This is a genomic window from Streptomyces sp. 142MFCol3.1 (assembly GCF_000424945.1).
GTDB lineage: Bacteria > Actinomycetota > Actinomycetes > Streptomycetales > Streptomycetaceae > Streptomyces > Streptomyces siamensis.
In genome coordinates, this window is the sequence record NZ_AUKV01000003.1 from 209669 (window position 1) to 233196 (window position 23528).

Consider the following 23528-nt stretch of genomic DNA (forward strand, 5'->3'; position numbering starts at 1 on the left):
CATGACCCAAGCCCTGGACCGCATCCGGGTCGGCTCGGCCCCGGACTCCTGGGGCGTCTGGTTCCCCGACGACCCGCACCAGGTGCCCTGGGAACGCTTCCTGGACGAGGTCGCCGAGGCGGGCTACTCCTGGATCGAGCTCGGCCCGTACGGCTATCTGCCGACCGACCCGGCCCGGCTCGCCGACGAGGTGGCCGCGCGCGACCTGCGGGTGTCGGCCGGGACGGTCTTCACCTCCCTGCACCACGGGCCGGCTGTGTGGGACTCCACCTGGGAGCACGTCGGCCAGGTCGCCGCGCTCACCCGCGCCATGGGCGCCCGGCACCTGGTGGTCATCCCCTCCTTCTGGCGCGACGACAAGACCGCCGAGCTCCTCGAACCGAGAGAGCTGACCGCCGAGCAGTGGGCCCATCTGACCAAGGGCATGGAACGGCTCGGTCACGAGGTCAGGGAGACGTACGGTCTCGACATCGTCGTCCACCCGCACGCGGACACCCACATCGACACCGAGGACCACGTCGAACGCTTCCTCGACTCCACCGACTCCGATCTCGTCAACCTGTGCCTGGACACCGGGCACTACGCCTACTGCGGCGGCGACAGCGTCAAGCTCATCGAGACCTACGGCGAACGCATCGGCTACCTCCACCTCAAGCAGGTCGACCCCGCCGTCCTCGCCGACGTCGTCGAGAACGAGGTGCCGTTCGGTCCCGCCGTGCAGCGCGGCGTGATGTGCGAACCCCCCACGGGCGTACCGGATCTGGAGCCGGTGCTGGCCGCCGCCCAGCGACTGGGCGTCGACCTGTTCGCCATCGTCGAGCAGGACATGTACCCCTGCGAACCGGACAGGCCGCTGCCCATCGCCGTCCGCACCCGCGCGTTCCTCCGCTCCTGCGGCGCCTGACCACCCGAAGGGACCACCGACCACCATGACCCAGCACGCAACCCTCGGGGTCGCCGTCATCGGCACCGGCCGGATGGGCGCCGACCACGTGCGTCGCATCTCCGAGGTGACCAGCGGGGCGCGGGTGAGCGCCGTCGTGGACATCGACGCCGAGCGGGCCAAGCAGCTCGCCGACGGCATCGCCGGCTGCACCGCGTACACGGACCCGGCCGCCGCGCTGGCCGCGGCCGACGTCGACGCCGTGATCGTCGCCTCTCCCGGACCCGCGCACGAGGCGGCGCTCCTCACCGCCTTCGAACACGACCTGCCGGTGCTGTGCGAGAAGCCGCTCACCCCGGACGCGGCGTCGGCGCTGCGGGTCATGGAGGCCGAACAGCGGCTGGGTCACCGGCGGGTCCAGGTCGGGTTCATGCGGCGATACGACGCCGAGTATCTGCGGCTCAAGGCCCTGCTGGACAGCGGTGACCTGGGCAGGCCGCTGATGCTGCACAACCGGCACCGCAACGCCGACGTCCTGCCGTACTTCACCGAGCAGATGCTCATCAACGACTCCGTCGTGCACGAGATGGACGTCGCCCGCTGGCTGCTGGACCAGGAGATCACCGCGATCACGGTGATGAAACCGAGGCCTTCGGGCAACGCACCCGAGGGTCTGTCAGACCCGCAGTTCGTCGTGTTCGAGACGGACGGGGGTGTCCTGGTCGACGTGGAGATCTACGCGAACTGCCGGCTCGGCTACCAGGTGCAGGCCGAGGCGGTCTGCGAGAACGGCACGGCACGCATCGGCGAGGCCCACGGGATGCTCGTCAACACGGCCGGACGGTGGGGCGGTTCCATCGCCCCCGACTTCGTGGAGCGCTTCGTGGACGCCTACGACCGTGAGGTACAGGCCTGGGTCGACGCCACTGTGCGCGGCGAGGTCATCGGCCCCAGCAGCTGGGACGGCTACGCGGCGGCAGCCGTCTGCGAGGCGGGGGTGCGTGCCCAGGCGGAGGGCCGCCGGACGGAGGTCGAGCTGATCGACCGGCCCGCGCTGTACCGCTGAACCGGTGGCCCTCCACCCGACGGCCGCCCCGACGGTTCCCGCGGCCTTCCCTCTTCGGGACGACCGGCCGCGGCGCTGGGGCGCCGCTCGGGCACTGGCCGGTCGGGCGTGCGCGGCGCGGTGCCCCGGCCGTTGTCCGGCCCGCGGGCGGCCCCGGGGACACCGGCGCTCCGTCCCCGCCTCGCGCGCGTCCGGCGCGAGGCGAACACGACTCGTCGGCACCGGAAGCGTCCGCCCACGTGACCATCACCTGGCGAGCGCCGATACTTCTGACTATGGACTGCCGATTGACCATGGACTGTCGATTCAGCCCGTCCTCAGCGCTCCCCCGTCCGACGGCCGTGCACCGCCGCCCGCGACGGATCGGCGTCAGCCCCGCCGCGGTCCGCTTCCGGACGCCCCCGAGCGCCCAGACCACACACCACCTCCAGCTACTCCGATCTGGGCAGACGCCCGCCGGAGACACAGCTGCCAGGCCCACCAGGAGGTTTCCATGAAGATGCTCATCAACGTGGCGGAGACGGTGGTCGCGGACGCGCTGCGGGGCATGGCGGCAGCGCACCCGGAGCTGACGGTGGACGTCGAGAACCGGGTGATCGTACGGCGGGACGCCCCCGCGGCCGGCAAGGTGGGCCTCGTCTCCGGCGGCGGCTCGGGGCACGAGCCGCTCCACGGTGGTTTCGTGGGTCCCGGGATGCTCTCGGCGGCCTGTCCGGGCGAGGTCTTCACCTCTCCGGTGCCGGACCAGATGGTGCGTGCCGCGGCGGCCGTGGACAGCGGCGCCGGCGTGCTGTTCATCGTCAAGAACTACACGGGCGACGTCCTCAACTTCGACATGGCGGCGGAACTCGCCGAGGACGAGGGCATCCAGGTCGCCAAGGTCCTCGTCAACGACGACGTCGCGGTCACCGACAGCCTCTACACCGCCGGACGACGCGGTACCGGGGCGACCCTGTTCGTGGAGAAGATCGCGGGCGCCGCGGCCGACGAGGGCGCGCCGCTGGAGCGCGTCCAGTCGATCGCCCGGCAGGTCAACGAGAACTCCCGCAGCTTCGGGGTGGCCCTCAGTGCCTGCACCACCCCGGCCAAGGGCAGTCCCACCTTCGACCTGCCGCCCGGGGAGCTGGAGCTGGGCGTGGGCATCCACGGCGAGCCGGGCCGGGAACGGCGGGCGATGATGACCTCGCGGGAGATCGCCGACTTCTCGGTGCACGCGATCCTGGAGGACCTCGAACCGCGCAATCCCGTCCTGGTCCTGGTGAACGGCATGGGCGCGACCCCGCTGATCGAGCTGTACGGCTTCAACGCGGAGGTGCAGCGGGTGCTGAGCGAGCGGGGCGTGCCCGTCGCGCGCACACTGGTCGGCAACTACGTCACCTCGCTGGACATGGCCGGTGCCTCGGTGACGCTGTGCCAGGTCGACGAGGAGCTGCTGCGGCTGTGGGACGCGCCGGTGAATACGCCAGGACTGCGCTGGGGCGTGTGAACCCGGTCAACAGGCAGTCGGGGGGAGGTGGGGTGATCTGTGAGAACCCCGTCAGCGGCGGTCAGCAGCCGGCCGGAGGCGGCCGCCGAGGCCTTGTGAACCCGGTCCACAATGAGCCGGGCGGAGACGGCGGGACGTTGTGAGCTCGTTTCACAGCCGAAGCCCGAAGCGCCGTCGAGGTCCGTCCACCTACGGGCCGCCTCATCACGCTGTCGACGCCGGGCCAGGTCTCCGCCGCGCCCCGCTCCGCTCCGCCCAGGCGGCCGCACCCGCACCCGCTTGCATCGGCGCAGTCAATGTTCGTACCAGGCAAGGAGACTCTGTGCTCGACGTCGATTTCTTCCGCCGCTGGATGACGGCGACCGCCGCGTCGGTGGACCGCGAGGCGCAGTGGCTCACCGACCTGGACTCCCCGATCGGTGACGCCGACCACGGCAGCAATCTCCAGCGCGGGTTCAACTCGGTGAGAGCCGCACTGGAGAAGGAGGCGCCGGCCACGCCCGGCGCCGTCCTCGTACTCGCCGGACGGCAGCTCATCTCGACGGTCGGCGGAGCCAGCGGGCCGCTGTACGGCAGCCTCCTCCGCAAGACCGGCAAGGAGCTGGGGGACGCCGCCGAGGTCACCGAGGAGCAGCTCGCCCAGGCGCTGCGGGCCGGCGTCGACGCGGTCATGGCGCTGGGCGGAGCCTCGCCCGGCGACAAGACCATGATCGACGCGCTGGTGCCGGCGGTCGACGCGCTCTCCGAGTCGTTCGCCGCGGCGAAGGCGGCCGCCGACGAGGGCGCGGTCGCGACGACGCCGTTGCAGGCACGCAAGGGCCGGGCGAGCTATCTGGGCCCGCGCAGCATCGGGCACCAGGACCCGGGCGCCACGTCCTCGGCACTGCTGATCGGGGCACTCTTGGAGGCGGCCGGTGAGTGACATGGCGGAGAAGCTCGTAGGGATCGTGCTGGTCTCCCACAGCGCGGCCGTCGCCGCGTCCGTCGCCGAACTGGCGAAGGGGCTCGCGGGCGGCGGCACGACCGCTCCCGTCGCCCCCGCCGGCGGCACCCCCGACGGGGGTCTCGGCACGAGCGCGGAACTGATTGCCGCCGCTGCCGCCGCCGTGGACCGGGGTGCGGGGATCGCCGTCCTCACCGACCTGGGCAGTGCGGTCCTCACCGTCAAGGCCCTGCTCGCCGAGGGCGACGAGCTCCCCGACGGAGCGCGTCTCGTCGATGCCCCCTTCGTCGAGGGCGCGGTCGCCGCGGTGGTCACGGCGTCGGCGGGTGCGGATCTGGACGCGGTCGAGGCGGCGGCCGCGGAGGCGTACAGCTACCGGAAGACCTGACCGGCGGGGCCGTCGCACGCTCGGACCCGGCCGCCCGGCGCTCCCCCGGCCCGTCAGGGACGGCGTGGCCGCGACGACCACGCCGATGGACGGGGATGACCGGTGCCCGGGGCGCGCCGGTGCGGGCTCGCCCATGCGGGTCCATCCGTGCGGATCCGTCGACACGGGCACGGCGACCCACGGGCCGGCGACGACGGCGACGGCGACCGAGGATTCGCCCCCTCGATCTGGTGGGCATCTGACGGTGCGTCCACTCGGGCACGGCCGGGCGGGGCAGGGGAGACGTGCTCGGGCGCCGTGCGACCGAGGGCCCGAGCCGCAGTCGGCTCCGGCCGCCCGGCCGCTCTCGCCGGCGCGGGATCAGCGACGACAGCGGTCCGCGCCGTGGACATGAACTCCGTTGGGACAAGCGTGAGTTCACGCCGCGTCAGGGATCAGCATACGTACCGTGCGACCGCCCGACCAACGACAGCCCCCTCTTGATGCGAGCACGCCACCCGGTGTCTTATAGGTACAGACCAATCCCGTCGAGGGAGGGCAGAGCCGTGCGACGCGTTCCCCTTGCGTTGATGTGCGGACCGCTGTGCGGTTCGCTGCTCGTCCTGACGTCCTGCGGCTGGGGCGGGGGCGATCAGAACCCGAGCGAACGGCTGCCCTCGGCGCCCCTGGGGGTCACCGCCGCGGCGGGCAGCGCCACCAGCGTGCACGTCATGTGGAACATGGCCTCCGCCGACCCGAAGATCACCCGCTACGAGATCTATCGCGGCACCACGAAGGTCGGGGAGGTCGCCGGCGCCGAGCACATGGTGGACGTCACCAGACTCGAACCTGCCACCACGTACGTCTTCACGGTCCGGGCGCGCAACGCCGCCGGGGACGCGGGACCGCCCAGCAAGCCGGTCCACGCCACCACGCCGGCCCAGGCAGCGGCCGACGACACGCCCCCCACACGCCCCGGGGCGCCGCACGGCAAGGCGATCGGGAGCCGGGCGGTGCAACTGTCCTGGGAGCCCTCGACGGATGACCGGGGCGTGACCTCGTACGACGTCTACCAGGGCACCTCGAAGATCCACAGCGTCGGTGGCGGGCAGACGGCGGCCGTGGTCACCGGGCTGAGGCCGGGCACGCGCTACCGCTTCACGGTGCGGGCGCGCGACGCGGCGGACAACCTCTCCGCCGCCGGCGCGACGGTCCCGGTCACCACCGCGCGGGGTGCCGCCGACGGCCGGGGCACAGCGCCGACGGACTTCCGGGCGGCGACACACCGCGCGGACGGCGCCTACTACATCGACCTGTCGTGGGTCGCGCCCGAGGTGGACGGCGTGATCACGGAGTATCAGATCCACCTCGACGGCGCCCCGGTGACCTCGCTGGTGTGGGGCGGCACCCCGCCCAGCGGGAGGTCGACGTACAGCTTCTACGTGGGCCGGGAGGCCGGGGCCGCGCACCGGGTGCGGATCCGGGCGAAGCTGCCGGACGGGACCTGGGGCGGCCTGTCGGCGGAACGCTCGGTGACGACCGGCTCCACGGGCCGGGAGACGAACTGATCGACGGGGCCGGGAGTCGACCGGAACCGGAACCGGCCCCCGAGAGGGGTGCACGATAGGTACGACATAGGCTTGCACGCGTGGCCCATAGGGAACCCAATGTCGCGGCGCAGCTCGATCTCTCCCTGCTGCGCACCTTCCTCGCGGTGCACCGGAGCGGATCCTTCACCGCGGCCGGGAGGCTGCTCGGACTGTCCCAGCCGACCGTGACGACACAGATGCGGTCCCTGGAGGAGCAGCTCGGCAGGGAGCTTTTCGAGCGACGGCCGCGAGGCGTGGTGCCCACGTCGGTGGCGGACGAACTGGCCGCCCAGGTGGCGGCCCCGCTGGACGCGCTGGCGGCGGTCGCGGACCGCGGCGGCCTCGATGCGGACCAGCCGCCGGACCCCGTCCATGTGGCGGGCCCCGCCGAACTGCTGTGCGCGAGGGCGCTGCCGGCGCTGGCACCGCTCACCCGGCAGGGCGTACGGCTGCGGATCAGCACCGGCCTCACCGACGAACTCCTGGAAGGCCTGCGCGGCGGCCGCTTCGACCTGGTGATCGCCACGATCCGGCCGCGCGGGCGGACCCTGACGTCCGTTCCCCTCATGGATGAGGAGTTCGTGCTCGTCGCCGCCCCCGCCTGGGCCGAGCGGATCGGCCCGGAACGGGTCGCGACGGAGGGACCCGCCGCGCTCCACGGCGTGCCCCTGGTGACGTACGCGGAGGACCTGCCCATCGCCCGCCGCTACTGGCGGCACGTCTTCGGGACGCGCCTGACCGGGCAGGCCGCGATCACCGTGCCCGATCTGCGTGGCGTGCTCGCCGCGGTCGTCGCCGGCGCGGGGATCTCCGTGCTCCCCCGTTATCTGTGCCTCGACGAGCTGGCCACCGGCGCCCTGGTCCCGCTGCTGATCCCCGAGGACCCGCCGATCAACACCGGGTATCTCACCCAGCGTCCCGGCGCCTCGGACAATCCGCACGTGGCCGTCGTCCGCGAGCGGCTGCTTCAGGCCGGCCGCACCTGGTGACGACCGGCCGGCCCGGACCGCGGTACGGACGCTCCGCCCACCCGTGAGGAGCCGCCGGCCGTCCGCGGGGCACGTGTGACGAGCCGCCGGCCGTCCACCGGACGCGCGTGACGAGCCACCTGGCGTCCGCCGGACGAAGGAATTGTTCACCTGCCCGGTCCCCGTCCGCATGCGGGTCGGGCCGGGTACACGTTGGCTCGCCCTGAGGCAGCACGGGCCTTTCCAATCCTCGGCGGCGCATGGGATGTACCGCCAACCGTGCCGCTGGAGGGCAGTTCCTATGCGTACGACTCAGATATTTCTCCGTTCCGGCCTGACCGTGGCCGCCGCCGCTGCGCTTCCGCTCACGCTCGCCGCCCCGCCGGCTGTCGCGCGGGCGTCCGGGATCTCCGTGAGTACCAGCGGCAGCTCCGTCACGGTCACCACGAGTGCCTGCCCCAGCAACGGCAGCAGCTTCGGCATCTCCTCGTTGCTCGCCAGCGGGCAGGCGAACTTCGCCCAGGGGCGCCAGATGCCGCTGACCGGGACCAGCACCAGCCAGTCGGCGTCCTGGACCGGGGTGAGCCCTGGTACCTACACGGTCATCGTGGTGTGCCAGAACGGGTCGACCGCCGGCACCCAGTCCATCATCGTCTCGGCCCCCTCCACGCCCACGATCTCGGCGACGTCCTCACCGTCGCGCGGCGTCATGGGCGGTTTCGGCGGAGCCGTCCAGGACTACGGGACGATCACCGTCGTGGGCGGCGCCGCACTGGTCGCCACCGGCGGTGTGGCGGCGGCCTGGTTCCTGCGCCGCCGGTCCAAGCCCCACCGGCTCTGATCCCGGGCCCCGGAACCCCCGGACTCCGATGCCGGGCCCCGGCTCACCTGCGGCCGTCCGCCCGACCGGGCCGGCGCCACGGACGGCCGTCCGCCCGACCGGGCCGGCGCCACGGACGGCCGCCGGCCGTCCCCTCCGGGCGCCCGCTCCCGTCTCCCGCCCACGCGGCGGCTACTCCCCCGGTGCCTCGTCGCGCGCGGTGTCCCCGCGTACCGCGTCCGCCCCGGCCGCACCCTCGCGTGCGGCGTCTTCGAGTGCCTGCGACCCGGCCCCGGCCGGCCGGTCGCCGAACCGCTCGAACTCCTCGAGGGCGTGGGCGAGCCACTGCGTCCAGAACGTCTCCAGGTCGATCCCGGCGCGCAGCACGAGGTGGCGCAGCCGGTCCTGCGTGGCGTCCTTGCCCGGCGGGAAGTCCCGCAGCTGGATCTCCTCGTACTCGGCCAACTGCTTGCGGTGCAGGACGAGATGGCGGCGCAGGTCTGCCTCGACGCCTTCGGTGCCGACGACGGCCGAGGCGCGCAGCCGCAGCAGCAGCGTGTCGCGCAGCGGTTTCGGGTCCTGGGCGGCGGCGGTCCAGCGAGCGAGTTCGGCGCGGCCCGCCGGGAGCACTTCGTAGCTCTTCTTCTGCCCTCGGGCGGGCTGTTCGGAGGGCAGCGCGCGGATGTAGCCCTCCGCCTCCAGCTTGCCCAGCTCGCGATAGATCTGCTGATGCGTCGCCGACCAGAAGTAGCCGATCGACCTGTCGAACCGCCGGGTCAGCTCGAGGCCCGACGACGGCTTCTCCAGCAGGGCGGTGAGGATCGCGTGCGGCAGTGACATGGACCTCATCCTAGGGAGGGCCGCCGCCTCGTCGGTCCCGGGACGGCCCTCGTGCCTTCGGTGCCTACAGGACCGCCGCCAGCTCGGTTCCCTGCTTGATCGCACGCTTGGCGTCCAGCTCGGCGGCCACATCGGCGCCGCCGATGAGGTGCACGCTGCGACCCGCGGCGAGCAGCTCGTCGTAGAGGTCGCGGCGCGGTTCCTGACCGGTGCACAGCACGATGGTGTCGACCTCCAGGACCTGGCTGTCGCCGTCGACGGTGACGTGCAGCCCGGCGTCGTCGATGCGGTCGTACTGGACGCCCGGAACCATCGTGACGCCGCGGTGCTTGAGTTCGGCGCGGTGGATCCAGCCGGTGGTCTTGCCGAGGCCGGCGCCGACCTTGGTGGTCTTGCGCTGGAGGAGGTGCACGGTGCGGGGCGGGGCGGGGCGGTCCGGCGCGGCGAGGCCGCCAGGTGTTCCGTAGGACATGTCGACGCCCCAGTGGCGGAAGTACGTCTCGGGGTCCTCGCTCGCCTTGTCTCCGCTGTCGGTGAGGTACTCCGCGACGTCGAACCCGATGCCGCCGGCGCCGAGGACGGCGACGCGCTCGCCGACGGCGGCCCCGTCGCGCAGGACGTCGAGGTAGCCGACGACACTGGGGTGGTCGACGCCGGGGATCTCCGGGACGCGGGGGCTGACGCCCGTGGCGACGACGACCTCGTCGTATGCGTCCAGCCCGTCGGCGGTGACAGGGGTGTTCAACCGGACGTCCACACCGTGCAGTTCGAGCTGGTGACGGAAGTAGCGGATCGTCTCGTCGAACTCCTGCTTGCCGGGGACCTTGCGGGCCACGTTGAGCTGGCCGCCGATCTCGTGGGCGGCGTCGAAGAGGGTGACCTCGTGGCCGCGCTCGGCCGCGTTGACCGCGCAGGCGAGTCCGGCGGGCCCGGCACCGACCACGGCGACGCGCTTGCGCAGCCGGGTGGGTGCGAGGACGAGCTCCGACTCGTGGCAGGCACGCGGGTTGACCAGGCAGGACGTGATCTTGCCGCTGAAGGTGTGGTCGAGGCAGGCCTGATTGCAGCCGATGCAGGTGTTGATGGCCTCCGGCCGCCCGGCCCGGGCCTTGGCGACGAAGTCCGGGTCGGCGAGCATCGGGCGGGCGAGGGACACCATGTCGGCGTGCCCCTCGGCGAGCAACCGCTCGGCCAGCTCGGGGGTGTTGATGCGGTTGGTGGTGACCAGCGGGACCGACACGGCTCCCATGACCTTCTTGGTCACCCAGGCGTACGCGCCACGCGGCACCGATGTCGCGATGGTGGGGATCCGGGCCTCGTGCCAGCCGATGCCGGTGTTGATGATCGTCGCTCCGGCCGCCTCGACCGCCTTGGCGAGCGTGATGACCTCGCCGAGGGAGGAGCCGCCCGGTACCAGGTCGAGCATCGACAGCCGGTAGATGATGATGAAGTCCTCGCCGACGGCCTCCCGCACGCGGCGGACGATCTCGACGGGGAACCGCATCCGGTTCTCGTACGAACCGCCCCAGCGGTCCTCGCGCCTGTTGGTGCCGGCGGCGATGAACTCGTTGATGAGGTAGCCCTCGGAGCCCATGATCTCGACACCGTCGTACCCGGCGCGTCGGGCGAGCCGGGCGGCGCGCGCGTAGTCGTCGATGGTCTGCTCGACCTCGGCGTCGGTGAGCGCGTGCGGCGGGAAGGGGCTGATCGGCGCCTGGAGGGCGCTCGGCGCGACGAGGTCCTGGTGGTAGGCGTACCGGCCGAAGTGCAGGATCTGCATCGCGATCCTGCCGCCCTCGCGATGCACCGCCGCGGTGATCCCGGCGTGCTGGTCGGCCTCCGCCTCGGTGGTCAGCTTGGCGCCGCCCTCGTACGGCCGACCTGCGTCGTTCGGCGCGATGCCGCCGGTCACGATCAGCCCGACCCCGCCGCGGGCCCGCTCGGCGTAGAACTCCGCCATCCGCTCGAAGCCGCGCTCGGCCTCCTCCAGGCCCACGTGCATGGAGCCCATGAGCACACGGTTGGGCAGGGTGGTGAAGCCCAGGTCGAGCGGGTTCAGCAGGTGCGGGTAACGGCTCATCGGCGGTCCTCCGGAAACGGTGTGGTGAGTCTGTTGTAGAGGACGCACCACGCCTTATGCAACTAGTTGCACAATGAGGAGGGTCACTCGGCCGGGCCGCTCAGGCCGACACGGATCCTCGGCCTTGCCGCTCCGGCCGACACAAAAACGGGTCGGCCGGACACGGCACCGCCTCACGGTCGGCACCGGACACGACCGTCCGGATACGGCACCCCCTCCGTCGGCCCGGAAACGGCACCACCTGCCGTCAGCCCGGAACGGCACCAACCGCCGTCAGCCCGGAAGCACCACCTGCCGTCAGACCGGAAACCGGTCACCCGGACACGGCTGTCGGCGCCGACAGCCGTCCGCCGGGATACGGCACCGCCCGGTCCTCAGCGCCGGACTCCGGTCACGACGTGGGCGTACATCTCCTCACAGACGGCGAGCCGGGCTTCGAGTCCGGCGCGCGTGAAGACCTCGACGGCGGGCCGCGCCTGGCGTTCGCTCGTCTCGACCAGCAGGCAGCCGCCGGGGGCCAGCCAGGAGGAGGCGTCGCCGGCGACCCGGCGCACGAGGTCCAGCCCGTCCGCTCCCCCGTCGAGCGCGACCAGGGGTTCGTGGTCGCGGGCCTCCGAGGGCAGCAGGCCGACCTCCTCGGAGGGGACGTAGGGCACGTTCGCGGCCAGGACGTCCACGCGGCCGCGCAGCGCCTCGGGCAGGGCCGCGAACAGATCGCCCTCGTGGACCCGGCCGGAGTACGGGGCCACGTTGCGGCGGGCACAGCGCACCGCGGCCGGGTCGATGTCGGCGGAGTGCAGCTCCGGTGCGCCGAGTGCGGCGGCCAGGGCGGCGCCCACCGCGCCCGAACCGCAGCACAGGTCGACCACGACCCGTGCGCCGGGCGCGAGGGCGACGGCCTGGTCGACGAGGAACTCCGTGCGTCGGCGCGGTACGAAGACGCCGGGTTCCACATGGACGCGCAGTCCGTGGAACCGGGCCCAGCCGACGACGTGTTCGAGGGGCAGTCCCGCGACGCGGCGGTCCACCATCACGGCGACCTCGTCGGGGGTGCGCGCCGTGGAGAGGATCAACTCCGCCTCGTCCTCGGCGAACACGCAGCCGGCGGAGCGGAGCGCGGACACGACGGAGTCGACGGAATCAGGGGAGAGAGGGGGCATGAAGCCGAGAGCCTTCCGATGAGCCGAAGGGCGCTCTCGCGCTCACCTATGGACGGTGAGCCGCGCTGCCTCGAGGTGAGAGCACCCGACCTGTCACTGCGGTGATGGGTCCCACCTCCTCGGCAACTCATCGGCTGTGGCGGTCCGCAGCCGGGACCGCCACCCTACAGGACCGGTCACACGGCGACCGACTCCTCAGCTCCTCCTCCACCGCTTGCCCGTCGGCCGTGTCCGCCTTCTCCCGGGCGCGCTCGGGCGCGGGCCGGGCGGCCGGCGTCTGCGATACGGCCGCGGGCACGCTCGACGGCGCCGGCGGCAATCGTGGTCACCAGTCCGACCACCGGCCAGGCGATCAGCGCGCCCACGCCGCCGGACAGCCGTCGCGGTCGAAGCGGAGGAGACGGCGGACGCCCTCGACGAATCCGGCTCCGTTCCAGAAGGCGTGCGGGGTGCCGAAGAAGCCGTTGTGGAGCTCGGTCCTGAACAGGCCGCGGGAACCGGTGAAGTTCGGACGCGGCGGTGGCGACGACCGCCTCGGGGACTTGGCGCTCGGCACGCAGGCGCCGGTGATGTCGCGGGACTTGAGGAGGTCCACCGCATCGGATCGGCTCGGCTCGGCTCGGCTCGCGACGGTCCGGACGTCGAGCGCGCCCCCCGCCGTGTCCTTGACCGTCCGGGAGAAGACCTTCGCCTCGGGGCCGCTGCCGACGGCGGCGACGGGCAGGTGGTGCGGTTCCGGCGTCACGAACGCACCCAGCATCAAGTTGTACTATACAACTAGAAGAGGAGGGAGGTGCCGTGAAGGCATCCGAGAGGTCCGACGAGACCGTTGCCACCCCCGGCACGCCCGCGGTCGACGCGGCCGTCGAGACCATCCAGCGCGAGATGACCGCCTTCGCACGGCGGGCGCGGGCCTCGGCGGGGCGGATGCACCCCGAGCTGTCCCTCGTCTCCTACACCCTGCTCGGTCATCTGGAGGAGAGCGGGGGCTGCCGCGCCACGGACCTGGCCTCGCACCACGTGCTGGACAAGTCCACCGTGAGCCGTCAGGTGGCCGCCCTGGAGCGTGACGGACTCATCGAGCGACGGGTCGACCCCGAGGACCACCGCGTCCATGTCCTGCACCTCACGGACGCGGGCCGCGACCTCCTCGCCCAGGTCACCCGCAGCCGGCGCGTCGCGTTCCGCGAGCGGCTCGCCGGCTGGTCCCAGGACGACCTCGCGCGCTTCGCGTCCTACCTGCTGCGCTACAACGCGGCGGCCGTCGAGCAGGCACCCCGGCCCGGCCGGCCCGCCGGGGACTGACCTCCCGACGGGCCGGGCGCCTCACGCACGTACGTCGCACCACCACGTGGGCAGGTCAGCCGGCCCCCACCGGCCGCCCGTCCCCCAGGTGTTCGGGCGCGCGGGCCGCCAGGAAATGCGTGGAGCGGCGCAACCGGAAGCCGAGCGACTCGTAGAGCCGGATGGCGTTGACGTTACTCGCCGCGGTGTGCAGGAACGGCGTCTCGCCGCGCTCGCGGATACCGTGGGCGACCGCCAGGATCAGCCGCGTGGCGAGGCCCTTGCCCCGGAAGGCGGGGTCGGTGCACACCGCGCTGATCTCGGTCCAGCCCGGCGGATGGAGCCGCTCCCCCGCCATCGCGATCAGCGCCCCGTCGCGGCGGATCCCCAGATAGGCGCCCAGTTCCACGGTGCGCGGCAGGAAGGGGCCCGGCCGGGTGCGTGCGACCAGGTCGAGCATCTCGGGCACGTCGGCATGACCGAGCCGTACGGCCGCCGCGTCCGGTGCCGCCGCGATCCCGTCGTCCACGAGCTGGACGCCGTGGATGTCGTACGTCACCTCCCAGTCGTCCGGGATCCGCCCCGTGAAGCCCGCCAGCGGGGCCGCGGCTCCAGGGCCCGCCAGTGCCGCCAGGTCCGCCCAGTCGTCGGCGGCCGGCTCGTCGGGCAGCGCCAGCCACGGCGCCACGTCCACGGGATAGCGCAGGACGCGACCGCGGCGCTCCGCGAAGTGCGCGTGCGGGCCGGCCAGCGAGCCGAGGGCGGGGTTGTCGAGGGGATGCGGTGCGGGTGCCGCGGCGCCGGCCGGGTGCGGGAACCCGTCGTGGTCGCCGGCCGTGCACAGCACGGGCTCGCGGTCCTTCGGGGGGCGCGCGCTCATGCCGACACCTCGATCACGATCTTGCCGCGGGTGTGGCCTTCCTCGATGGTGCGCAGGGCCTCCCCGGCCCGGTCGAGCGGCACTGTGAGCGTGACGAAGGGGCGCAGCCGTCCCTCGACGACGAGCCGCGCCACCTCGTCGAGCACGGCGGCGGTACGGGCCCGCTCGACGGGTGCCCCGCCGAGCCGGGCGACCGTCGCCCGGTCGGCACCCGTGATCAGCTTCGTGCGGTCCGTCAGCAGCGTCGCCGCGGCCTCCAGGACCTCTCCCCCCACCAGGTCGAAGACGGCGTCCACGCCGTCCGGCGCCGCCGCGCGCACCCGTGCCGCGAGGTCTGGCCCCGACGCCACGTGCGCGGCCCCGAGCGACTCGATCAGGTCCTTCTTGCCCTCGGCGGCCACACCGACCGCGTGCAGCCCGAAGGCGCGCGCGATCTGCAGGGCCGCCACGCCGACCCCGCCGCCCGCGCCGGTGACCAGTACGGTCGCGCCCGCGGGCAGGTCGAGCTGGCGGAGGCCGTCGTAGGCGGTCGCGGCCGCGACGGGCAGCGTCGCGGCGTCCGGGAACGGCACCCCGGCCGGCTTGTGCGCCGTGACGGCGACGGGAAGCAGGGTGTACTCGGCGTATCCGCCCGCCACCGGGCTGCCGAAGACCTCGTCCCCGACGGCGAAACCGGTCACGTCCGCGCCGACCTCCAGGACGACCCCGGCGACCTCGTTGCCGAAGACCACGGGCAGTTCGCGGTCGGCCTCGCCCGGGCGCCGGTACCCCGAGCGCTGCTTCCAGTCGACGGGGTTCACCCCCGCCGCGCGCACCGCGACGAGGACCTGGCCGGGCCCGGGACTCGGACGGTCCCGCTCCACCAGCGCCTCCGTCTCCGGGCCGCCGTATCGCGTGAAGACGTACGCCTTGGGCATCTGCTCCCTCACTCTCCCTCGCTGTCACCGGTCGTGGCGGCCGGACACCGGGTGTACTTGTACAAGCCACCGGACACGGTTCCAGCAGCAAGGAAGATCCCGGCGCGGCTATTCCCGGGCCCGCCGAGCGTTCATGCACCCACAATGAACGGCGGCCGTGGCACTCGGCACCGCCCACGGCCGCGTACGGTTGAATGCGTAACCATTCAGCACGTGTCCGCATCGCGCACACGTGCGTACCGATCACGCTCGACCCGCGGGCCGTCCCGGACGGCCTGGAGGCACCAGCCGCATGAATGTCACCCGAGGCTTCACCGGACGTCCGCGCGTCCACAACGCCGGGCTGCCGCCCGGCCAGTACGACGCGGGCGACGACTGGCCCGTACTCTCCGCCGAGGTCACCCCGGACCTGGCCCCCGCCGACTGGAGCTTCCGGATCGACGGCCTGGTGGCCGAGCCGCGCTCGTGGAGCTGGGACGAGGCGCACGCGCTGCCGCCCTCGGCGTACGAGGGCGACATCCACTGCGTGACGAACTGGTCCAAGTTCGGGGTGCGCTTCGGCGGTGTGTCCCTGGACGCGTTCCTGACGGCCGTGCGCCCGGACCCGGCCGCGACGCACGCGGTCGCGTACGCGCACACCGGGTACACCGCGAACCTTCCGCTGGCCGACCTCACCGGCGGCCGCGCCTGGGTCGTCTGGGAGTACGAGGGGCAGCCGCTCCCGGCGGAGCACGGCGGCCCGGCGCGGCTGATCGTGCCGCACCTGTACTTCTGGAAGAGCGCCAAGTGGATCGCGGGGCTGCGGATCCTCGACCACGACGAGCCGGGCTTCTGGGAGCAGAACGGCTATCACGCACGCGGCAACCCCTGGGAAGAGCAGCGCTACTCCGGTGACTGAGACGACGACCGTGCCCTTCGTGCCTCCGACGCGCTTCGCCGTGCCCGGCCGCATCGCCGTGAGCGAGAGCGCCGCGGCGGCGTGGCAGACGGCCACGCTGACCGAGATCCGCCGGGAGACGGCGCGCGTCTCCACGTTCCGGTTCGCCGTGCCGCGCTGGGCGGGGCACCTGCCCGGACAGCATCTGCTGCTGCGTCTGACGGCCGGGGACGGGTACGTGGCACAGCGCCACTACTCCCTCGCGTCACCGCCCGACGACGACGGCCACATCGAGCTGACCCTCGATCACGTCGACGGCGGCGAGGTCTCCGGCTGGTTCCACACCGTCGCCGCACCCGGTGACCGGGTGGAGTTGCGAGGCCCGCTGAGCGGATTCTTCGCCTGGCCCGGCGACCGGCCCGCGCTGCTGATCGGCGCCGGTTCGGGCGTCGTCCCCCTGATGTCGATGCTGCGGCACCACCGTGCGCGCGGGCTCGACGTACCGCTGCGGCTGCTCGTCTCCGCGCGCGGTCCCGAAGAGCTCATCTACGCAGACGAGTTCGGCGCCGAGACCACGCCCGTCTTCACGCGCCGCGCGCCGCGGGGCGCACCGGTGGGCCGGATGACGGCCGCGCATGTGGCCCCGCTCCTGGGCGAACGGCCGCCCGGCGGCTGGGAGGCCTACGTGTGCGGCTCCAACGCCTTCGCGGAGCACGCCTCGCGGTTGCTGGTGGAGGCGGGCCAGCCGGTGGACCGCATCCGCATCGAGCGGTTCGGCTGAGGCCGGGCGCCGGTCCATGACGGGTGGTCCGGCAAGGGCCGCCGTGTCCGGATCGAGCCGTTCGGCCGAGCCCGTCCGCGCGCCGCCGGGCGGCGCGCGGCAGGCCCTGGCGACCCCCTGACGGCACACGTACGGTGTGATCATCCGCACCTTCGATGCCAAAGGCGGTCCTTCATGGCCCTGTTCGACCTCCCTCTCGACGAACTCCGCGACTATCACAGCGCATCCACCGAGCCAGAGGACTTCGACGCCTTCTGGGCCAAGACGCTGCAGGAGACCCGCCGGCACGATCTCGCGGCCCGGTTCGAACCGTTCCCGACGCCCCTGAAGACCGTCGACACCTACGACGTCACGTTCGCCGGGTTCGGCGGGCACCCGGTGAAGGGCTGGCTGACGGTGCCGGCCGGAGCGGACGCGCCGTTGCCCACGGTCGTCGAGTACATCGGGTACGGCGGCGGACGCGGACTCGCGCACACCCATCTGCTGTGGGCCTCGGCGGGCTTCGCGCACTTCGTGATGGACACGCGCGGCCAGGCCAGTGCGTGGGGCGGCGGCGAGACCCCGGACCCGGTGGGCAGCGCCCCCTCGTTCCCGGGCTTCATGACGCGCGGGGTCGAGGACCCCGAGACCTACTACTACCGGCGGCTGTTCACGGACGCGGTGCGCGCCGTGGAGGCGGCGCGCACCCACCCGCTGGTCGACGCGGCCCGCACCGCGGCCCTCGGCGGCAGCCAAGGCGGCGGCATCACCATCGCGGTGGGCGGCCTGGTGCCGGATCTGGCCGCGATCGCGCCCGACGTGCCGTTCCTGTGCGACTTCCCGCGCGCCACCGTGCTCACCGACCGCGCCCCCTACCGCGAGATCGGCAACTATCTCAAGACGCACCGTGGCCGCACCGATCAGGTGCTGCGCACGCTCTCGTACTTCGACGGGGTGCACTTCGCCGCGCGCGGACGGGCGCCGGCCCTGTTCTCGGCGGCGCTGGAGGACCAGACCTGCCCGCCGTCGACGGTGTTCGCGGCGTACAACGCCTGGGCGCACGAGGAGAAGAAGATCGAGGTGTACGACTTCAACGACCACGAGGGCGGCGGCCCCTACCAGCAGGCGGCCCAGTTGCACTGGCTGCCCGCGCGCGTCTGAGGGCCGTGATGGACACGGCGCGGGCGGCGCGGCACTTCGTCCGGGTGTGGGAGCGGGCCTGGGCGGACCACGACGTCGAAGCGATCCTGGAGTTGTACGCTGCGGACTGCGTCCACCGGTCGATGCCCTTCCGCGAACCGCACCGGGGGCGGGACGAACTCGCCACGTATGTGCGGTGGTCCTTCGCGGCCGAGCGCACGATCGATGTTCGGTTCTCCGAACCGATCGTCGGGCAGGCCGGTCTCGCGGTGGCCGAGTTCCGCGTCCTCGCCGAGGAGGACGGGCAGCCGACGACGCTGGCGGGCTGCGTCTTCGCGCGCTTCGACGCGGACGGACTGGCCGTGGAGACACGTGACTACTGGCACACGCTGGAGGGCCATCAGGAACCGGCCGGTTCCCTCTTCCTGACCTAGCGGGCACCAGGGCGTGCGGAACCCGGCCCGGGAACTCGCGGTACGGGGGCCGACCCGGCCGGGGGCCCCTGGCGCCCGTCGGCCCGGGCGCCCGCCCTCCGGGATGGATCCGGCCACCCCACTTCCGTCCAGTCCGACCAGTCGGTACGTTCGGTGGACCCGGGGTTCGTCCGGGGACGCCCGCGCTCGCACGACGGAGGTCCCATGTCCCAGCACCCGTCCGACGTCCAAGGCCACTGCGACGAGCGATTCGCGGTGGTCCGCACCGCGTTCGAGGAGAACTTCCGCGACCGCGAGGAGCTGGGAGCGGCGGTGACGGTCACGCTGCAGGGGGAGACGGTGGTCGACCTGTGGGGCGGCTGGGCCGACGCGGCGCGCACCCGCCCCTGGGAACGGGACACCCTGGTGAACGTGTGGTCGACTTCGAAGGGGCCGACGGCCCTTTGTGCCCACATCCTGGCCGACCGGGGGCTGCTCGACTTCGACGCCCCCGTGGCCGAGTACTGGCCGGAGTTCGCGGCGGCCGGCAAGGAGAACGTCCTCGTACGGCATCTGCTGTCGCACCGGGCGGGGCTGTCGGGACTGCGCGAGCCGCACTCGTTCGCCCAGCTGTGCGACTGGGAGTTGACCGTGCAGCGGCTGGCCGCGCAGGAGCCCTGGTGGGAGCCGGGAACGCGGTCCGGCTATCACGCGCTCACCTTCGGCCATCTGGTCGGCGAGGTGGTGCGGCGAGTCTCGGGGCTGCTGCCGGGCGCGTTCCTGGAGCACGAGGTGACCGGCCCGCTCGGCATCGACTTCACCATCGGGCTGCCGGAGAAGGACGCGGAGCGGGCGGCCGAACTGGTGCACCCGCCGGCCGCCATGACCAGCGAACAGGCCGCCGTCTTCGCCCAGTTGGCGCCCGCGGCACTCGCCGCGCTGACCAATCCGGCGGTCGGCGCAGGGGAGGCCAACACGGCCCGGTGGCGGGCGGCCGAGATCCCCGCGGCCAACGGCCACGGAACGGCGCGCGCGGTGGCCGCGCTGTACGGGATCTTCGCCGGCCGGGGCACGTACGGCTCCCGGAAGCTGCTGTCGGCGGATGCCGCCGAGCGGGTACGCGAAGGACAGGGCAGCTGCCGCGATCTCGTCCTGGGCGCCGGGTTCGAGGGCGAGACGGAGATCGGGCTCGGACTGTGGCTGAGCGGGGCCAACGGCTCGTACGGGCCCAACCCGAGGGCTTTCGGTCATGACGGGTTCGGCGGCTCGTGCGGTCTCGCCGACCCGGAGGCGGGGGTGTCCCTGGGGTACGTCATGAACCGCATGGGCCCGCACATCGCCGACGACCCAAGGAAGACGGCGCTCGTCGACGCGCTGTACAGCACGCTCTGAGGGGGTCCGCGCCCGCCGGGGCGCGGACTGAAATCGGCCGAACTGCCAGGCCGCTCTTTCCTGGTGGTTTAGACCAATGCTAGATGTGGTGGCGCAATGAGCCCGCACGGCTACGCCTTGTCACCATCCAGGAGGCGCGGACATGGCCCGCACCACCCAGTCATCCGACCACGAGCCGCTCTACGCCCGGATCGCCACGCAGTTGCTCGGCGAGTTGCGCGACGGAACCGTGGCACCCGGTGAACGTCTCCCGGCAGAAAGGGAGTTGGCCGCACGATTCGGCGTGAGCCGCGAGACGGTGCGGCAGGCGCTGCAACTGCTGCGCCGCGAGGGCACGGTCTCCACGGACCGGCGCGGCAGCCACGCCACGCTGCCCGGCACCGCCGCCGAGCACGTCCCCTCCCTGGACTTCCCGGTCGGGGCGCTCAGTCCCGAACCGCCCACGCTTCAGCGGACCACCGTGACCTGGGAGACACCCCCGCCGGAACACGCGGAGGCCCTCGGCCTCGCCCCGCGCCGCCCGACCCTCGTCCACCGCTACGAGTCGACCGCGGCTGACGGCACCGGGCTGCGGACGGCCGTGACGTCCTTCTCCGCGGTGGCGGTCACCGAGGTGGAGGAGCTGGCCCGCTACCGGGACCGTGCCGACGGCACCGCGTCGGCGCAGCTGCGCAGGGCCTACGACTGGATGCGCAAGGCGGGGCTGACCCTGCACCACCGGGACGCGATCAGCCGCCTCCCCGAGTCCGTCAGGGTCACCCGGCGCGTGCACGACCAGTACGACCGCCCACTGGAGATCACCGACCTCGTCGTCGACGCCCGGCAGGACGCCCTGGTGTACGAGTTCACGCTCCCGGCGGCCGGCTGACCGCGCCGGGACGACGACCGGGCGACGCGAGGAAGGCCGTCCTCCGCCGGGACCGCGCAACCCGGTGCGGATCCCGAGGACCCCGAGGACCCCGAGGACATGGAGGCGGCCGCCCCGTTTCGTTCCGGGGGCACGGGGCCTGCTCGCGTAGCGGCGCCGATGCGGGCGTACCCCTCAGCGGTTGCGGGCGGGTGTCGCGCGCCGCGTCCAGGCCGAGAGGGCGAGCGCGACGGCCGCTCCGGCCAGGAGCACCGCCACGACGACCCACACGGTGGAGCCGACGGCGTCGGTGAAGGCGGCACGCGGATCGCGGACCTGCGAGACCCGGTCCTCGAAGCGCGAGGTCATGAGCGTGCCGAGGACACTGGTGCCGAGGACGGCGCCGATCTGGCGGGCCGCGTTCACCGTGCCGCCCGCCTCGCCCTCGCGTCCGCGCGGCACATGGCCGACCGCGAGCGCGGTGGACGGCGCGTTGGCGAGGCCGCTGCCCAGTCCGAACAGCACGAAGGCGGCGACGTATCCGGTGAACGAGGTGCCGGGTCCGACCCGCGCGAAGAGCGCGGCTCCGGCGGCCGCGAACAGCAGCCCCGCGGTGATCAGGGTGCGCGGGCCCAGACGCCGTACGAGCACACCCGCGAGGACGGATGCGGCGATGAACGTGCCGAACTGTGCGAGGAGTTGGGCACCGACCTCCAGGGCGCTCAGTCCCCGGACCCGCTGCAGCCACAGCACCTGGAGGAGCGAGAGGCCGACGAAGCCGAACAGCACGGTCGCGGCGAGCACCAGCGAGGCGCCGTAGGAGGGGTCGCGCAGCAGCCGCAGGTCGACCATGGGCGCCGTGCGCCGCAGTTCGATCAGGACGAACGCGGCGAGCAGCGCGCCCGAGGCGGCGACGGCCGCGAGCGCGCGCGCCGAGCCGTAACCGTGGTGTCCGCCGTCGATGAGCCAGAAGACCATCAGTCCCAGTCCGGCCATGGCCGTCACCTGGCCCGGCCAGTCGAGGCGCTGGGAAGGATTCCGGGACTCCGGGACGAACCGCAGGGCGACGACGGCCGCGAGGACGGCGACCGCCGCGTTCAGCCAGAACGCGCTGTGCCAGGTCCACCAGCGCAGGGCCAGGCCGGCCGTGACGGGGCCGATCGCCAGACCGAGGCCCGAGGTGGCCGCCCAGGCGGCGATCGCGCCCGCCCGGCGCTTGGGGTCGGGGACCGCGTGGGTGACGAGCGCGAGCGAGCTGGGCGTGATGAGGGCTCCGCCCAGGCCCGCGATCGCCTGCCCGGCGAGCACGGCGGTCAGGTTGCCTGCGAAGACCAGGACGACTCCGCCGACCGCCATGGTGACGGCTCCGGCGAGGAAGACGGTCCGCCGGCCCCACCGGTCGGCGAGCGCTCCGGCGCCCAGCACGCAGGCGGCCACCACGAGCGTGTATGTACTGGGCACCCAGACGAGGTCGGCGGGGCCGAGGCCCAGGTCGTCCTGGACCGCGCTGAGGGTGCCGATGGTCTGTGTGGTCTGGAGGAAGGCGGTGAACAGGCCGAGGCAGGCGGCGACGAGGACCGGCAGCGGGCTCGCGCCGGGAGCCGTGCGCGGTGCGGTCGCAGCGGCGCGCAGATCAGATGCCATCGTGCACCCCGTCGGCCGGCGCGGCGTCGGAGGTCGCCGGGCTGCCGGCGTCCTGCCGCCCTCCCTCGGACAGCGGCAGGACGTCGGTGGCCGGGCGTATCTCCAGCTCCCCGGCGAAGGGGGCGAGGCGGCCGGGCAGCTTCAGGGTGCGGCGATCCTCCGGTCCGGGCACGTCGGGTGTGCCTGTGCCGGGGTCGATGCCGGCAACGGCCTTGTCCGGCGCGGGTGCGCCGACGGACAGGGGGATCTTCATCGTGTTTCCTCGCACAGTCGGTCCTGAGGACGGGCATGAAATGCTTAGTTTGAAAAACAGACTCACTATAGCCCGGTGAGTTTGGGAAACAAACGCGCTCAAGGGCATGCTTCGGCCACGACAGGCGGACCTGAGGGGACCTGAGGGTTCAGCGGGAGACCGTGTCCGGGATCCGGCTCGCCACGACCATCCGGCACCGTGGGCTGCCGTCGGGCCGTGTGCCGAACTCGGGCAGCGCGTGAAGCTTCACGTCGAAACCGGCCGAAACCAACTCCCGCCGCACCTCACCCAGGCGGAAGGACCGGTAGTACATGACGAACCGCGGACGCCAAACGGCGTTGCGCACCCGCATCACCGCGTCGAAGCCCAGCAGGGCCCAGAACCAGGGCGAGCCGGGGCGGGGCGGAGCCATGACGGGGAACGCGAACCGCCCGCCCGGCCGCAGAACCGAGTGCACCCCGGCGAACAGCCCCGGAAGCTCCCGCGGCAGGAAGTGCCCGAACGCCCCGAAGCTCACGACCAGGTCGAACGCGGGGCCGAAGGGCAGCGCGCGAGCGTCGCCCCGCACCCAGGCCATGGACGGCTCCGTGCCGGCCCGGTGCCCCGCGCGTCCGACGGTCAGCATCCCCGCGCTGATGTCGATCCCGGTGACCGAGTCCCGGCACAGCCCCCGCAGGACGTCCATGCCCGCGCCGGTTCCGCAGCACAGGTCCAGGCCCGCCCGGAAGGGCCCCATGGGGCGCAGCGCCCGCCCGACCGAATCGAGAATCGAGTCCGGCGTCCGGAAGGGCGTGTGGTCGAACTTGGGCGCGAGCAGGTCGTAGCCTCGCTCGACGGAGGACAGGGCCTGGACGGCGAGTTCGCGGAGGCTGGGACCTTGCGGGGTGAACATCGCGTCCAGCTTAGGGGCAGCGCGCGC

The 23528-nt window shown here is 73.0% G+C and carries 24 protein-coding genes; 15 read left to right on the plus strand and 9 right to left on the minus strand.

Translation table 11 applies throughout. From position 1 onward, the window contains the following. Position 1: 1 nt before the first annotated feature. The 8 genes from H305_RS0105540 to H305_RS44545 all read left to right on the plus strand — a co-directional run bounded on the left by H305_RS0105540 (position 2) and on the right by H305_RS44545 (position 8143). Entirely contained in the window at positions 2 to 904 is a 903-nt protein-coding gene (locus tag H305_RS0105540; RefSeq protein ID WP_028799543.1) for a sugar phosphate isomerase/epimerase family protein, read from the plus strand. 25 nt (positions 905 to 929) lie between these two features. After that, positions 930 to 1949 carry a Gfo/Idh/MocA family protein gene (locus H305_RS0105545; RefSeq protein ID WP_028799544.1) on the plus strand — a complete coding sequence of 340 codons (1020 nt, stop codon included), beginning with the start codon at positions 930 to 932 and terminating at the stop codon, positions 1947 to 1949. A gap of 493 nt (positions 1950 to 2442) precedes the next feature. Next, complete coding sequence (dhaK, locus tag H305_RS0105550; protein ID WP_028799545.1) at positions 2443 to 3435, plus strand: dihydroxyacetone kinase subunit DhaK; 993 nt, start codon at positions 2443 to 2445, stop codon at positions 3433 to 3435. 322 nt (positions 3436 to 3757) lie between these two features. Continuing rightward, a complete protein-coding gene (gene dhaL / locus H305_RS0105555) occupies positions 3758 to 4357 on the plus strand; it encodes a dihydroxyacetone kinase subunit DhaL (protein ID WP_028799546.1) in 600 nt (199 codons plus the stop codon). After that, positions 4350 to 4766, plus strand: a complete 417-nt coding sequence (locus H305_RS0105560; protein WP_028799547.1) for a PTS-dependent dihydroxyacetone kinase phosphotransferase subunit DhaM — start codon at positions 4350 to 4352, stop codon at positions 4764 to 4766. Before dhaL ends, H305_RS0105560 begins: the two co-directional genes overlap by 8 nt. Before the next feature lie 545 nt (positions 4767 to 5311). Next, entirely contained in the window at positions 5312 to 6313 is a 1002-nt protein-coding gene (locus H305_RS0105565; RefSeq protein ID WP_028799548.1) for a fibronectin type III domain-containing protein, read from the plus strand. Positions 6314 to 6393: 80 nt separating this feature from the next. Then, entirely contained in the window at positions 6394 to 7323 is a 930-nt protein-coding gene (locus H305_RS0105570) for a LysR family transcriptional regulator (RefSeq protein ID WP_028799549.1), read from the plus strand. Positions 7324 to 7603: 280 nt separating this feature from the next. Then, positions 7604 to 8143: a hypothetical protein gene (locus H305_RS44545; RefSeq protein ID WP_037762514.1), complete on the plus strand. Its 540-nt coding sequence runs from the start codon at positions 7604 to 7606 to the stop codon at positions 8141 to 8143. Between the two features lie 171 nt (positions 8144 to 8314). Here H305_RS44545 and H305_RS44550 read toward each other — a convergent pair whose 3' ends face one another. The 4 genes from H305_RS44550 to H305_RS0105605 all read right to left on the minus strand — a co-directional run bounded on the left by H305_RS44550 (position 8315) and on the right by H305_RS0105605 (position 12962). After that, positions 8315 to 8962, minus strand: a complete 648-nt coding sequence (locus H305_RS44550) for a PadR family transcriptional regulator (protein WP_420708023.1) — start codon at positions 8960 to 8962, stop codon at positions 8315 to 8317. Between the two features lie 64 nt (positions 8963 to 9026). Beyond that, entirely contained in the window at positions 9027 to 11042 is a 2016-nt protein-coding gene (locus tag H305_RS0105595; RefSeq protein WP_028799551.1) for an NADPH-dependent 2,4-dienoyl-CoA reductase, read from the minus strand. 374 nt (positions 11043 to 11416) lie between these two features. After that, positions 11417 to 12202 (minus strand): putative protein N(5)-glutamine methyltransferase, encoded by a 786-nt coding sequence (locus H305_RS0105600; protein WP_028799552.1) that lies wholly within the window; start codon positions 12200 to 12202, stop codon positions 11417 to 11419. Between the two features lie 352 nt (positions 12203 to 12554). Further along, the gene (locus H305_RS0105605; protein ID WP_028799553.1) at positions 12555 to 12962 is read right to left on the minus strand and encodes a hypothetical protein; all 408 of its coding nucleotides are present in this window, start codon (positions 12960 to 12962) and stop codon (positions 12555 to 12557) included. Positions 12963 to 13087: 125 nt separating this feature from the next. Here H305_RS0105605 and H305_RS0105610 point away from each other — a divergent pair, with 125 nt between their 5' ends. Beyond that, complete coding sequence (locus tag H305_RS0105610) at positions 13088 to 13507, plus strand: MarR family winged helix-turn-helix transcriptional regulator (protein ID WP_078628901.1); 420 nt, start codon at positions 13088 to 13090, stop codon at positions 13505 to 13507. Positions 13508 to 13562: 55 nt separating this feature from the next. Here the strand turns inward: H305_RS0105610 and H305_RS44555 are convergent, their stop codons facing one another. After that, entirely contained in the window at positions 13563 to 14366 is an 804-nt protein-coding gene (locus tag H305_RS44555) for a GNAT family N-acetyltransferase (protein ID WP_051370379.1), read from the minus strand. After that, complete coding sequence (locus H305_RS0105620; RefSeq protein ID WP_028799555.1) at positions 14363 to 15283, minus strand: NADP-dependent oxidoreductase; 921 nt, start codon at positions 15281 to 15283, stop codon at positions 14363 to 14365. Before H305_RS0105620 ends, H305_RS44555 begins: the two co-directional genes overlap by 4 nt. A gap of 292 nt (positions 15284 to 15575) precedes the next feature. Here H305_RS0105620 and H305_RS0105625 point away from each other — a divergent pair, with 292 nt between their 5' ends. The 6 genes from H305_RS0105625 to H305_RS0105650 all read left to right on the plus strand — a co-directional run bounded on the left by H305_RS0105625 (position 15576) and on the right by H305_RS0105650 (position 20733). Next, positions 15576 to 16181, plus strand: coding sequence for a sulfite oxidase-like oxidoreductase (locus H305_RS0105625; protein WP_028799556.1), 606 nt, complete (start codon positions 15576 to 15578; stop codon positions 16179 to 16181). Next, positions 16174 to 16941 carry a ferredoxin reductase gene (locus H305_RS0105630; RefSeq protein WP_028799557.1) on the plus strand — a complete coding sequence of 256 codons (768 nt, stop codon included), beginning with the start codon at positions 16174 to 16176 and terminating at the stop codon, positions 16939 to 16941. Before H305_RS0105625 ends, H305_RS0105630 begins: the two co-directional genes overlap by 8 nt. Before the next feature lie 174 nt (positions 16942 to 17115). Next, the gene (locus H305_RS0105635; protein ID WP_028799558.1) at positions 17116 to 18081 is read left to right on the plus strand and encodes an acetylxylan esterase; all 966 of its coding nucleotides are present in this window, start codon (positions 17116 to 17118) and stop codon (positions 18079 to 18081) included. An 8-nt stretch (positions 18082 to 18089) separates the two neighbouring features. Beyond that, positions 18090 to 18494, plus strand: a complete 405-nt coding sequence (locus H305_RS0105640; RefSeq protein ID WP_028799559.1) for a nuclear transport factor 2 family protein — start codon at positions 18090 to 18092, stop codon at positions 18492 to 18494. A gap of 204 nt (positions 18495 to 18698) precedes the next feature. Further along, entirely contained in the window at positions 18699 to 19865 is a 1167-nt protein-coding gene (locus H305_RS0105645) for an EstA family serine hydrolase (RefSeq protein WP_028799560.1), read from the plus strand. 142 nt (positions 19866 to 20007) lie between these two features. Then, entirely contained in the window at positions 20008 to 20733 is a 726-nt protein-coding gene (locus tag H305_RS0105650) for a GntR family transcriptional regulator (protein WP_028799561.1), read from the plus strand. 174 nt (positions 20734 to 20907) lie between these two features. Here H305_RS0105650 and H305_RS44560 read toward each other — a convergent pair whose 3' ends face one another. From H305_RS44560 to H305_RS0105665, 3 genes are all read right to left on the minus strand, one after another. Beyond that, complete coding sequence (locus H305_RS44560; RefSeq protein WP_051370380.1) at positions 20908 to 22356, minus strand: MFS transporter; 1449 nt, start codon at positions 22354 to 22356, stop codon at positions 20908 to 20910. Next, on the minus strand, positions 22346 to 22609 hold the full coding sequence (locus tag H305_RS0105660; RefSeq protein ID WP_028799562.1) for a hypothetical protein: 264 nt from the start codon (positions 22607 to 22609) through the stop codon (positions 22346 to 22348). The genes H305_RS44560 and H305_RS0105660 overlap by 11 nt, the downstream gene beginning before the upstream one ends. Before the next feature lie 148 nt (positions 22610 to 22757). Continuing rightward, the gene (locus H305_RS0105665; protein ID WP_028799563.1) at positions 22758 to 23501 is read right to left on the minus strand and encodes a class I SAM-dependent methyltransferase; all 744 of its coding nucleotides are present in this window, start codon (positions 23499 to 23501) and stop codon (positions 22758 to 22760) included. Between the last annotated feature and the right edge of the window lie 27 nt (positions 23502 to 23528).